This window comes from Micromonospora sp. NBC_00858, assembly GCF_045207365.1.
Lineage (GTDB): Bacteria > Actinomycetota > Actinomycetes > Mycobacteriales > Micromonosporaceae > Micromonospora.
Genome location: NZ_CP108828.1, coordinates 1,438,298 through 1,450,990, shown reverse-complemented (window position 1 = coordinate 1,450,990; position 12,693 = coordinate 1,438,298). Strand labels below are relative to the sequence as shown.

Sequence of the window (12,693 nt, the reverse complement as noted above, 5' to 3'; positions counted from 1 at the left end):
CGGCGCCCTGAAAGGTTGGGGCCACCGCGCCTACTAACCTGCTGGCCACTCACGATCTGCGGCCCTGCCCAGGGCGACCATGCGCAGCGTCTCCTCTCGACGGCGGACGAGCAGTGCCCCGGCCAGGAAGGTCGCCGGTGGGACGAGAACCAGCATCGCCCACTGCGCTGGCACCAGGGGGATGACGTGTCCCATGTGCATCGTGGAGGTGGCCCAGCCGGCGAGAGCGCCGTCGATCACCAGGGCGAGTGCCGCCACCGGCAGGAGCATGACGACGATCCGTCGGCGTACCCCGGGGGCGAGCGTGGCCAGCGCGACAAGCATGGTCAGCGCGGCGACCCCCAGACCAGCGACGTAGAGCCAGAGGACCAGTTCACTGCTGGCCTCGATGCCGTAGAAGACCTGGTAGGACGCCCCGTCGACCGGGTCGAACGTGGGACTGGTCACCCGGTTGATCTCCAACAGCGCGACCATTGCGGCCGGCGCGAGCAGCAGTGCCACCAACCGGCGTACGCCCAGGAGCGCGAACAACCGGTAACGCGGCACTGGCACGGTCAGCGCGGCGGCCGCCACCACGGCGAGCGCGAACTGCGGCAGGGTGTCCACCACGTACGTCGGATTGCCGTCGGCCTGCGGGGCGACCAGCACGCCCCAGCCGATCACGCCAGCCCAGGCCAGCGCGGCGGCAATCCAGCGCAACCCGACCAGCGCGGCCACGCAGACACCCGCCCAGCCGGCCACCTGCAGCCAGTCGACCAGGTCGGGGCTGCCGGGCCGGAACCCCGGCGGCAGATTCGGATCCCGGGTGCTCTGGTCGAGCAGCGATCTCCCGGCAAGAGCGAGCAGGACAAGCCCGATCAGCAGGCCCGTTACCGCCGCCGCGTCCGCCCAAGCCGACTCGGTGAACCCCCGTGCGCCCACCCGCAGCCGAGCCCGAAGCCCGGCGCCGACCAGATTCAGCACGTCACCGGCGGAGGGCCGCCGCTGGCCCGGTCGAGCGCCGGCGACGAGCACAGCCAGCATCTCGTCCTCGTACGCTCGACGGTGCTCCCACGGATAGACGGCCAGCAGCCGCCGGTATCGACGCTCCAGGTCGTCGCTGCTCACGCCGTGCCCCCCTCGATCCGCAGGCCGCCACGGCGCAGCCGCACGCTGGCGGCGTCAGCGTTGTGTCGCAGGCGGGCGACCTCATCCGCGAGCCGACGCGCCCCCATCGGTGTACGACGAGTCGGTGTGGCCGAGGCCGGTGTACCAGGACCGGCCGCCGGAGTAGTTCTGACACCAGGAGATCGGGTGGTCGGACCCCATGCTCCCGCCGGTGTAGGTGCTCTCGTCCAGGGTGGCCAGCACGTGCACGTTGCCCCGCGGGTTGGCGCGGTAGTTGTACCACTCGTCCAGCTTGCTCCACCGCTGCGACAGCGTCACGGTGGAGGGGTGCACCTGGTCGGCGACCTTGATGGTGGCGGTCTGGTCGGCCGGGTGCGAGGCGAAGTACGCCCCGATCAGCCCGCCGTACCAGGGCCAGTCGTACTCGGTGTCGGAGGCGGCGTGCACGCCCACGTACCCGCCACCGCCCTGGATGTAGCGCTCGAACGCGGCCTGCTGGGCGGCGTTGAGCACGTCGCCGGTGGTGGACAGCCAGATCACCGCGCCGAACCGGTCCAGGTTGGCGTCGGTGAACTGGGCCGAGTCCTCGGTGGTCTCGACGGTGAACCCGTTGGCGGCGCCGAGTTGCTGGATGGCGGTGATGCCGGGGGTTACCAGCAGGTGCCGTGTCGGTCACCTCTAGCGCTCTTTCGGGCCTCTAGATTGCTGGGGTGAACGTGGAGGAGTGGGCGGCGTCGCAGGGCGTTGCGTGTGTGACCCGCGCGGCGGCGGTACGCGGTCGGCGCGCGGCGGGTTTGGTGTGGCGCTGGCGCGAACGGTGCCCGCCGGGCTTTCGACGCCGTCACTGACCCCGGTGGTGGGGTGTGAAGACGTTGCAGGCGTACCGCTTTGCGCTGGACTTGACTCCTGGTCAGGAGCGGGCGGTGTTGGGGCATGCGGGGGCGGCGCGCACGGCGCACAACTGGGCCCTGGACCATGTCAGGGCGGTGATGGGTCAGCGGGCGGCGGAGCGGTCGTACGGTGTCGCTGAGGAGTATCTGACCCCGTCGATCGGCTGGTCGTTGCCGGCGTTGCGTAAGGCGTGGAATGCCGTGAAGGATGAGGTGGCGCCGTGGTGGCGGGAGTACTCGAAGGAGGCGTTCAACACCGGTCTCGATGCGCTGGCGCGTGGTTTGAAGAATTGGTCGGATTCCCGCTGCGGCATACGCAAGGGCCACAAGGTGGGGTTTCCTCGGCGTAAGACCCGCCGGCGAACGACACCGTCGGTGCGGTTTACCACCGGCAGCATCCGCGTCGAGCCGGACCGCAAACATGTCGTGTTGCCGCGCCTGGGTCGGTTGAAGGTGCACGAGTCGGCCCGCAAGCTGGCGCGTCGGTTGGAGGCCGGCACTGCGCGGATCCTCTCGGCGACGGTGCGCCGCGAGGGCGGCCGCTGGTATGTGTCGTTCACCTGCGAGGTCGTTCGGGCTGCGCGCACCCCGACCCGACCGAACTCTGTCGTCGGGGTGGATCTCGGGGTGACGCACCTGGCGGTGCTGTCCACCGGCGAGCAGATACCCAACCCCCGTCACCTCGTCGCGGTTACCCGGCGGATGCGCCGGCTGGCCCGTACGGTGTCGCGCCGGATCGGCCCGGACTGGCGTGTCGGGCGCGACGCGTCGAACCGGTGGGAGCGGGCCAGCCATCGGCTGGCCCGGGCGCACGCCCGGGTCGTGAACCTGCGCCGCGACGGCCTGCACCACCTCACCACCCGCCTCGCCCGCGAGCACGCCACGATCGTGGTCGAGGACCTGCACGTGGCGGGGATGCTGCGTAACCGGCGGCTGGCCCGGCACATCGCCGACGCCGGCTTCGCCGAACTCCGTCGACACCTGGCCCACAAGACCGAATGGAACGGTGGGCGGCTGATCGTGGCCGACCGCTGGTTCCCGTCCAGCAAGACCTGCTCCGGCTGCGGCACGGTGACAACCAAGCTGGCCCTGTCCGAGCGGACCTACACCTGCACCACCTGCGGCCTGACCCTCGACCGGGACCTGAACGCCGCGATCAACCTCGCCGCCCTCGCGCGCGAGGCCATCGACGACCGGAGTGGCCGGGAGTCGCTAAACGGACGCCGAGCCGACCGTAAGACCCCGCCCGCGGGGCCGGTGGCCGTGAAACGTCTACCCGGCACCGCCACGGCGGGTAACACCGGGACCGTCCCACCGCAAGGCGGGACTACCCCTCGACCGCTCGCCAGAGCGCACTGAGAGGTAACGGTGATGGATCCGTGTCGGAATCCGGCGGTCTTGCTGAACACCAGCACGGTGAACGGTGCGGCGCTGGCCGTCGGTGGCACGGCGACTATGCCGCCCACCACGAGGATCGCGCTCAGCACGGCGCCGAGCCACGATCTCAGGGATCTGCGCACGCTAGGTCTTTCGCGGTGCGGGGAACGGCGTGCGCCGATCACGCCTGGTGGTGGGCAGGTGGTGGTGCCGAGCATGGTTGCGGTCGCCCGGCGTGCCGTTCGCCGCCGCGAGCACAAGACATACAAATGCATCGTTGCGGCTGGATCACGGGCGCGTCAAGCACTCTCCCACCATCGTGAGAGCGCTATCTCCGCACCTCAGGACAGACTCCAGCAGGCGAGATCAGATTACGGTTTTCCGGCCCACCGTCCGCCACGCGCAGGCCGCCGCGCGGCATCGGATTCTTGATGCATTCAAGAACATAATGGGTCATAATACGCACCATGGCCATCTCGGACTTCGATCTCATGCTGCGCGGGGCCGCGCTCCGCGTGACTCGTCCGCGAATGGCGGTGCTGACCGCGGTGCACGCACGTCCGCACGCCGACACGGTCTCGATCTTCAGTGCCGTACGCAGAGAGCTTCCCGAGGTGTCCCATCAGGCCGTGTACGACGTGCTGCGTGCGCTGACGGCCGCTGGCCTGGTGCGGCGCATCCAGCCTTCCGGCTCTGTGGCCCGCTACGAGTCGCGGGTCGGGGACAACCACCATCACGTCGTATGCCGGTCGTGCGGCGCCATCGCCGACGTCGACTGCGCGGTCGGCGGGACTCCCTGCCTGACCGCGTCCGACAACCAGGGCTTCTCGATCGACGAGGCCGAGGTCACCTACCGGGGAGCTTGTCCAGCGTGTGTCGCGGCACCAGCCACCAGTGACAGAACGAGAGATCGACAGGAGAAGGACCGACGTGTCTGAGAGCGAGAACCCCGCAATCCCCGCCCCGACTCCGAAGCCGAGTCGGCCGAGGAGCAACCAGGACTGGTGGCCGAATCAGCTGAACCTGCAGGTTCTCCATCAGCACTCACCCCGGGCCGACCCCATGGGCGAGTCCTTCAGCTACGCCGAAGAGTTCAAGACCCTCGACGTCGACGCACTGAAGCGGGACATCATCGAGGTGATGACGACGTCGCAGGACTGGTGGCCGGCCGACTACGGCCACTACGGGCCGCTCTTCATCCGGATGAGCTGGCACTCCGCCGGCACCTACCGCATCGAGGACGGTCGCGGCGGTGGTGGCGATGGCGCCCAACGCTTCGCCCCGCTGAACAGTTGGCCCGACAACGTGAACCTCGACAAGGCGCGCAGACTGCTCTGGCCGGTCAAGCAGAAGTACGGCCGGAAGATCTCCTGGGCCGACCTCCTGGTCTTCACCGGCAACTGTGCGCTGGAGTCGATGGGGTTCAAGACGTTCGGCTTCGGCTTCGGGCGCCACGACATCTGGGAGCCCGAGGAGATCTTCTGGGGGCCCGAGGACACCTGGCTCGGCGACGAGCGCTACAGCGGCGACCGGGAGCTCGCCGGCCGTCTCGGCGCCGTACAGATGGGGCTGATCTACGTGAACCCGGAGGGGCCCAACGGCACTCCGGACCCACGGGCCTCGGCACGGGACATCCGCGAGACCTTCCGCCGGATGGCGATGAACGACGAGGAGACCGTCGCCCTCATCGCCGGGGGGCACACCTTCGGCAAGACCCACGGCGCCGCCCCCGCCGAGTACCTCGGTCCCGAGCCAGAGGGCTGCCCGGTCGAGGCCAACGGCCTCGGCTGGCGGAACACCTTCGGCAGCGGCAAGGGCAAGGACACGATCACCAGCGGGCTCGAGGGTGCGTGGACACCCACCCCGATCACCTGGGACAACAGCTTCTTCGAGACCCTGTTCGGCTTCGAGTGGGAGGTCACCGAGAGCCCCGCCGGCGCGAAGCAGTGGCGTCCGAAGGACGGCGCCGGTGCGCAGGCCGTGCCCGCCGCCCACGACCCCTCGGTCAGGTACGCGCCGATGATGGCGACGACGGACCTCGCGCTGCGCGCCGATCCCACGTACGAGCAGATCTCCCGGCGCTTCCTGGAGAACCCGGATCAGCTAGCGGACGCGTTCGCCAGGGCCTGGTACAAGCTGTTGCATCGCGACATGGGACCGGTTTCGCGCTACCTGGGCCCGTGGGTCCCGGAGCCGCAACTGTGGCAGGACCCCGTCCCGCCGGTCGATCACGAGCTGATCGGGGACGGGGACATCGCGGCCCTCAAGGACACGCTCCTCGCATCGGGACTGACCATCTCCCAGCTCGCCCAGACGGCGTGGGCGTCGGCCGCGAGCTTCCGGGGCACCGACCTGCGTGGCGGGGCCAACGGGGCGCGGATCCGCCTGGAGCCGCAGAAGAACTGGGAGGTCAACGAACCGGCCCAGCTCGCCACGGTGCTGCAGACGCTGGAGCGGATCCAGCAGGAATTCAACAAGTCGCAGTCCGGTGGGAAGAAGGTCTCGCTTGCCGACCTGATCGTCCTCGGCGGGTGCGCGGCCGTCGAGCAGGCCGCCAGGACCGCCGGGCACGACGTCACGGTCCCGTTCGCACCGGGGCGCACGGACGCCTCCCAGGAGCAGACCGACGTGGAGTCGTTCACCGTGCTCGAGCCGACGGCGGACGGCTTCCGCAACTACCTGCGAGCCGGACAGAAACTGTCGCCGGAGACCCTGCTGCTGGACCGGGCCAACCTGCTGGCGCTGACGGCTCCGGAGATGACGGTCCTGATCGGCGGCATGCGGGCCCTGAACGCCAACGTGGGACAGACAGGCCACGGCGTCCTCACCCACCGGCCCCAGACGTTGACGAACGACTTCTTCGTGAACCTGCTCGACATTGGCACGGAGTGGCAGGCAGCCACCTCGACCGAGAACGTCTACGAGGGTCGGGATCGCACCACGGGCGAGGTCAGGTGGACGGCCACCGCCGTCGACCTCGTCTTCGGGGCGAACTCCCAGCTCCGCGCCATCGCGGAGGTCTACGGCAGTGGCGACGGGCAGGACAAGTTCGTCCGGGACTTCGTCGCGGCGTGGGCCAAGGTCATGAACCTGGACCGGTACGACATCGCCTGACGGAATGGGCCCCGGCTCCTACGAGCGAGACCGGGGCCCTCGCCCCTGCCCTGGCGCGGTGGGTCGGAGCAGGGCGCGGGCGACCAGTTCGACGGTGAGGACGACGGCGACGGCCTCCACGGCGAGCAGTCCGACGAGCACGACCAGCTGCGTCACCCCGGCGGCGAGCGGGCTCGCCCCGCCGAGCAGCATCCCGACGAACGCGCCGGGCAGGGTCACCAGGCCCACCGTCCGGGTCTGGTCCAGTGCCGGCACCAGTGCCTGGCCGGCCGCCGGACGGCACACCAGCAACACCGCGTCCCGGGGCAGCAGACCCAGAGCCAGGCCGGCCTCCACCTCACCGCGCCGACTGGTCAGCTCGTCCAGCGCCCGGCGGCCGGCCAGCGAGGTCGCCGTCATCGCCCCGCCAATCAGGATTCCCGCGATCGGAATGATCGCGATACCGCGCAGCGGCACCAGACCCGCCAACAGCAGCCCCACCACCACCAGCATGCTGCCCACGACGATCGGCGCACCGGCCCACCAACCCCGCCGGCCGCCCGTGACACGTCGGCCGGAGGTGGCCGTGGCCACCGCGCACATCAGGGCCACGAACGCGGCCGTGGCCCACAGTGACGCCACGATGGCCGCGATCAGCAGCGACACGGCGCCCAGCTGGATCGCGGCACGGACGGCGGCGACCATGACCTGCCGGCCGTGACCCAACTCCCCCACCGTCACGACGACCGCCGCCACGAGGGTCAACACCACCAGCGCCACGCCAAGCTTCGGGCCGACCACCAGCATCGTCGAGGACATGGGTTCAGTCTTCCGCCGTTGATCGGCGATCACCATGCCGCGCTGTCCGTTGCATGGTTCAGCTCGCGACGGCGACCGGCTCCGGCTTCGGGTCCCGTGAACGTCGCTCTGCCGCGAAGCTGGCGGCAGCCAGGCCCAGCCCGAGGACCGCCAGGACCACGCCCACCCGGGCCGGCGCGAGGTAGCCGAGCCCGGCGGCGATGGCGACGCTGCCCAGGGCAGCGCCCAGGCTGTTCGCGATGTTCATGGCCGACTGGTTCATCGCCGCACCCATCAGCTGGGCTCCGGGGGCGACCGTGATCAGGCGCGCCTGCAGGACCGGGCCGAGGAAGAGACTGGTCGCGCCGACCAGGAACGCACCCACGAACAGGCCGACCTGCGTCGACGCCATGAGGCTGAACGCGGCAATGCTCACGATCATCGCGATGAAGCCGACCATCATGCTCCGGCGCAGGTCCCGGTCGGCGAGCCAGCCGCCCAGGGCATTGCCGACGGTCATGCCGAGACCCACCGCCACCAGCGCCCACGGCACCGTCGTGGTCGAGAGGCCGGCAACGTCGGTGGTGACCGGGGCGATGTAGGTGTTGACCGCGAAGAATCCGGCGAAGCCGACCGCCCCCGTTGCCGCGACCAGCCAGACCTGCGAGGTCCGCAGCGCCCCGAGTTCGGCGGCCGGCGAGCCGTCCACCGCGGCGGCGATCTCTGGGACGACCGCCACCACCGCCAGCAGGGTGAGCAGGAAGACTCCGGCGATCACCAGATAGGCCGTGCGCCACCCGGCCGCCTGCCCGAGCCGGGTGATCAGCGGTACGCCGACCACGTTGGCCGCGGTCAAGCCGCTGAGCACCGTGGCGAAGCCACGGGCCTCTCTGCCGGGGCCCATCAGGGCCGCCGCGAGCAGGCCGGCCGCTCCGAAGTACGCGCCGTGCGGCAGCGCCGCGACGAACCGCGCCACCAGCACCAGGCCGAACGTCGGGGCGATCGCGGACGCGATCGTGCCGACGGTGAAGAGGACGAGCAGACCGAGCACGAGCTTCTTGCGGGGTACGCGCGCGCTCAGCACGGCGATCAGGGGAGCGCCCACGACCACGCCGAGCGCGTACGCGGTGATCATCCAGCCACCCCGGGCCACCGCGCCCGACGACGACTGGGCGTACTGCTCGGGGAGCAGGCCGCGCGCGATCTCGGGCAGCAGGCCCATCGCCACGAACTCCGTCAAGCCGACCGCGACGCCACCCAGCGCCAGGGCCGCCACCGCCGCCAGGCGCCGACCTCTGCTCAATCCGTTCATGGGAGAGAATTTAGCAACAGCGTTGCGTAATATGGTGGTGAGATGATTCGCACCACTGCCGACGTGACGTTCCTTCGCGGCTACAACCAGGCGCTCGTCATGGCCGTGGGGCGCACCGTGCGCACGTTCGAACGGTCGACCATCGTCAACGCCACCGGCCTGACACCGCAGGCAGTCTCCAAGGTCATCGCCCGCCTGGTCGCCGACGGCCTGATCCGTTCCGCCGGCGTCCGCCGCCCGGGCATCGGCAAGCCCGCGGTCGTCTACGAGTTGGTCCCCGACAGCCGGTACGCGATCGGCGCCCACGTCGCCCGGCGGACCCTTCGGCTGGTCCTGGTCGACCTTGCCGGCACCGTGCACCACTCGGCGGTCAGACCGCTGCCCAGCGACTTCACCCCGGCGCAGCTTCTGGACGCGTTGAAGTCCGGCATCGACGCGATCACCGGCATCGACAGTCTCCGTGACCGGCTGACCGGCGTGGGCATCGGCATGATCGGCCCACTGGACCACGAGAATGGCCTGGTCCGGGACGCGCACGGCCTGCGGCACTGGCACGACGTACCGCTGCGCGAGATCGCGGAGGCGCACCTCGGCCTACCGGTGCATCTCGACAAGGAGGTCACCGCGGGGATCACGGCGGAGGCATGGCGGCACGGCGGAAAGTTCGGCGACGCGGCCCTCATCATGATCGAGTCAGGCATCGGCGGAGGCTTCTGGCTGGGCGGCGCCGCCCACCGCGGCGCACACACCAACGCCGGAGAGTTCGGCCACACCGTCGTCGATCTGGACGGGCCGCTCTGCGTCTGCGGGCGGCACGGATGCCTGGAGATCGTCCACAGCCACGCCGCCGAGGCTGGCGACATCCCACGCGCGGCCCGCGTCCTGGCCGTCGGCGTCGTCAACCTGCTCCAGACACTCGACCTCGCCCACGTGGTGCTGGCGGGCGCAGACCTGCTGCGGCACGCGGAGGTCTACCTCGCCGCGGTCGAGAAGGCCGTCCATGCGGACGTGCGACGCGCGGACTGGCTCACCACGGACGTCACGCTGTCGAGCCTGGGCGCGGACGTGATGGCCGCGGGCGCTGCCATGCAGGTCCTCGACGAGCACTACGGCATTCCGGGTCTCGCCCAACTCCAGCCGCACGCCTAGGGCCCACGTCTTCCACGGCACCGTCACCGTCGCCGCGATCTGGCTCTGGCTTCGTCCATGTTCCGCCGGATGCAAGCCGGCGGTGAGGCGCTCGAAATACCAGTGGTGCAACGCCGCTGTGCGCCATTACCGTGCTGCGCAACCAAGCCGTCTAGGCAAGGACGTGCCGTTGTACACCCTGTGAGACCTCCCGAGCGCTGATTTGTCGCGCGTCGCGCATGTGCGCCGCGCTCCTTTTTGCTGCGGACTTCTCACTGAAACCGGTGTACTTCTGTGCTCAAAAACTGGGTGGTCGTGCCCACCTGCCTGCCGCTCGTTCGCCGCCGTTGCCACGCGTGCGCGTCCGAGCTCTTCCGGGCGAGCGGTAAATTTCGCGTCAACGCCAACCACAAACTCATCGACGTCTGGCTCCTCGCGCTCTGTACCGGTTGCGGGGCAACGGCAAAGCTCACGGTCCTGGAGCGGTCGACTGTGCGCTCCATACGACCTGAGCTGCTGGACCGGCTGCATGACAACGACCCTGGCCTGGCAGCTGAGCTGCTCCAGGATCCGGTCGTGCAGCGCCGTAATCGCATCGCCCTCGACTGGGACAATGCCTGGCGCCTCGACACCGGCGGATCGGATCACCTGGACCGCGAGGTGATCGACGTCTCGGTCCGCTTTGCGGCGCGGATCCCTGTCCGGCCGGTGCGACTGATCGCTGAAGGGTGCGGTCTTTCGAGGGCCGAGGTCGAGAGACTGATCAAGGAGGAAAGACTCGTCTCGGCAGTCCGGCTGAGCGGCAAGCTCTCCGGCGACTTCACCTTCACGCTCAAGCGCTGACCCCTCCTCGGGACCACGGGCCTGTCCGGCATATCCGCCGGACAGGCCCGTGCGGCAGCGGGCCTTCGCGCGTCGACACGTGGCTGGCAGCTCCGTCCCTCGTGGACGCGCCGGAGGGCCGTACACCCAGCGTTCCGGCGGTGGCCACGCTCAATCGATCATGAGTTCGGGTGTGCTTCCTACCGTTCCGAGCATGACTGTCCTTCCCGCATCATCGCCGCTCGGCCGTGCCGCGACGAGGTTCGTCGCGACACGTACCCGGGCCGCCGCCGTCATCGCCGCGCTCGCCGTCACCGGCGCGGCCGTCGCGGTGGCCGTCGCCACCTCCTCGCCCGCCACCGCCGAGCCGGGCAGCGTCGTCGTCTCGGAGAACTTCAACTCCGGGTCACTTCCCGCCGGTTGGAAGGCGATCGACGGCGCCTGGAAGGTCGAGAACGGCCGCCTGTACGGAACCTCCGCCAGCTCGGGCGCGAACAACAAGATCACTTTTGGTCGGCACCTGAACGACTTCCGGCTCGAGGCGACCATGCGTTTCGAGTCGGTCTCCGCCGCCACCCGCTGGGCCTCGCTCGGCATCGACATCCCGGCCGACGGCGCCACCCCGTGGTGGATCGCCACCATGCGCAGTGGCACGACCGCCGCCAACGGTCTCGAGTTCGCCCAGCGGACCACGGCCAACGCCTGGGTGGTGACGAACACCGCCTCCGCCCCGTACGCCGCCGGCACCGGTCGGGAGGTCCGCGTCGCCGTCGAGGTACACGGCAACCAGGCCCGCTGGATCTTCGACGGGCGAGAGGCGATGCGTACGAACAGCCTCCAGCGCTCCACCGACGGCGTTCAGGCGCTCTTCGTCAACGGCGCCACCGTCTCGTACGACGACGTCATCGTCACCGAACTGCCCCCGAACGGCTACATCCGCCCCGAGGGCAGCCCGTTCACCGTGATCGCGCACCGCGGCGCGTCCGCCGCCGCACCGGAGAACACCCTGGTCGCGCAGGAGATCGCGCGCAGGGGCGGCGCCGACTGGATCGAGAACGACGTCCAGCCGAGCAAGGACGGCGTCCCGTTCATCCTGCACGACGGCACGGTCGACCGGACCACCGACGGGACCGGCGCCATCCGCGACCTGACCGCCGCGCAGATCAAGGCGCTCGACGCCGGTTCGTGGTTCGGCCCGCATTACCTTGGTGAGCGGGTGCCCACCCTGGCCGAGCAGCTCGCCGACCTGCGTACCCGGGGCGGCAACCTGCTCGTGGAGATCAAGGGCAAGCACACGAAGGACGAGGTCGCGACGATCATCCAGGTGATCCGGGACGAGCAGATGATGGGCCGGGTCTTCATCCAGAGCTTCGAGGTCGACGCGCTCCGGTACACCTACGAACTCGCCCCCGAACTGCCGCTCGGCCTGCTGCGCAGCAGCCTCGACGCCGACCCGGTGGCGATCTCGAAGGAGCTGCACCTGACCGCGTACAACCCGGACGGCAACGCGCTGCTGGCCAAGCCGGAGATCGTCGCGCCGTTGCACGCCGCCGGGGTGGCAGTGATGGCCTGGACGATGGACTCCGCCGGCCTGTGGCAACGGTTGGAGCGGATCGGCACCGATGCGGTCATCACCAACCGCGCATCCGAACTGGTCGGCTGGAACTCGGCGTTCATGCAGCGGCCTTCCGCCGACCCGACCGTGGAGATCACGTCGCCGGCCGACGGGGCACGGCTCGACCGGGCCCAGTCCCCCGTGATCGCGGTCGCCGCGACCAACGCGGACACCGTCACCGTCACGGTCGACGGCGGGAAGTCGGCCGCCGGGCGCACGCTCGACCTGGTCAAGCTGACCGCGGGTAGGCACACCGTCCGCACCGAGGTGACCGGGCCCGAGGGCACCGCGACCGCGACCAGCACGTTCACCGTGACGGTGAGCCAGGCCGGGCTCGGCTACCTGATCCTCACCTCCGGCGCGGAGCCGGCTGCCATCACCGCGATGACGACCAAGCTGGCCCACGCCCAGTACGCCCAGTTGGCCACCTACGTCGACCGGCAGGCCGGCAAGCTGGTACCGGCCGAGGTGGCCAGTGTCATCGCCGCCGACGCTCGGACCCTCGCCCTGAAGTAGCCCGTCGCCACACTGTGGAGTCCCCGCCGTCGATG

At 70.0% G+C, this 12,693-nt stretch carries 9 protein-coding genes and 1 pseudogene; 6 read left to right on the top strand and 4 right to left on the bottom strand.

Features of this window, described 5'->3' with window-relative positions:
* Window positions 1-33: 33 nt before the first annotated feature.
* Entirely contained in the window at window positions 34-1,107 is a 1,074-nt protein-coding gene (locus OG990_RS06910; protein WP_406079433.1) for a hypothetical protein, read from the bottom strand.
* A gap of 105 nt (window positions 1,108-1,212) precedes the next feature.
* Window positions 1,213-1,752, bottom strand: a pseudogene (locus OG990_RS06905) (ThuA domain-containing protein); the annotation flags it as partial.
* A gap of 218 nt (window positions 1,753-1,970) precedes the next feature.
* On the opposite strand from OG990_RS06905, the gene tnpB reads away from it, so the two are divergent.
* The 3 genes from tnpB to katG all read left to right on the top strand — a co-directional run bounded on the left by tnpB (window position 1,971) and on the right by katG (window position 6,488).
* Window positions 1,971-3,356: an IS607 family element RNA-guided endonuclease TnpB gene (gene tnpB, locus OG990_RS06900; RefSeq protein ID WP_406079432.1), complete on the top strand. Its 1,386-nt coding sequence runs from the start codon at window positions 1,971-1,973 to the stop codon at window positions 3,354-3,356.
* Between the two features lie 485 nt (window positions 3,357-3,841).
* On the top strand, window positions 3,842-4,312 hold the full coding sequence (locus OG990_RS06895) for a Fur family transcriptional regulator (protein WP_406079431.1): 471 nt from the start codon (window positions 3,842-3,844) through the stop codon (window positions 4,310-4,312).
* Window positions 4,248-6,488: a catalase/peroxidase HPI gene (gene katG, locus OG990_RS06890; protein WP_406079430.1), complete on the top strand. Its 2,241-nt coding sequence runs from the start codon at window positions 4,248-4,250 to the stop codon at window positions 6,486-6,488. Before OG990_RS06895 ends, katG begins: the two co-directional genes overlap by 65 nt.
* An 18-nt stretch (window positions 6,489-6,506) precedes the next feature.
* On the opposite strand, the gene OG990_RS06885 is transcribed toward katG, so the two are convergent.
* Window positions 6,507-7,286: an ABC transporter permease gene (locus tag OG990_RS06885; RefSeq protein WP_406079429.1), complete on the bottom strand. Its 780-nt coding sequence runs from the start codon at window positions 7,284-7,286 to the stop codon at window positions 6,507-6,509.
* A gap of 58 nt (window positions 7,287-7,344) precedes the next feature.
* Window positions 7,345-8,577: an MFS transporter gene (locus OG990_RS06880; protein WP_406079428.1), complete on the bottom strand. Its 1,233-nt coding sequence runs from the start codon at window positions 8,575-8,577 to the stop codon at window positions 7,345-7,347.
* A 42-nt stretch (window positions 8,578-8,619) separates the two neighbouring features.
* Here OG990_RS06880 and OG990_RS06875 point away from each other — a divergent pair, with 42 nt between their 5' ends.
* From OG990_RS06875 to OG990_RS06865, 3 genes are all read left to right on the top strand, one after another.
* Window positions 8,620-9,726, top strand: a complete 1,107-nt coding sequence (locus OG990_RS06875) for an ROK family protein (RefSeq protein WP_406079427.1) — start codon at window positions 8,620-8,622, stop codon at window positions 9,724-9,726.
* A 273-nt stretch (window positions 9,727-9,999) separates the two neighbouring features.
* A complete protein-coding gene (locus OG990_RS06870) occupies window positions 10,000-10,548 on the top strand; it encodes a DUF1062 domain-containing protein (RefSeq protein ID WP_355604064.1) in 549 nt (182 codons plus the stop codon).
* A gap of 193 nt (window positions 10,549-10,741) precedes the next feature.
* Entirely contained in the window at window positions 10,742-12,658 is a 1,917-nt protein-coding gene (locus tag OG990_RS06865) for a glycerophosphodiester phosphodiesterase family protein (protein ID WP_406079426.1), read from the top strand.
* Window positions 12,659-12,693: the final 35 nt, after the last annotated feature.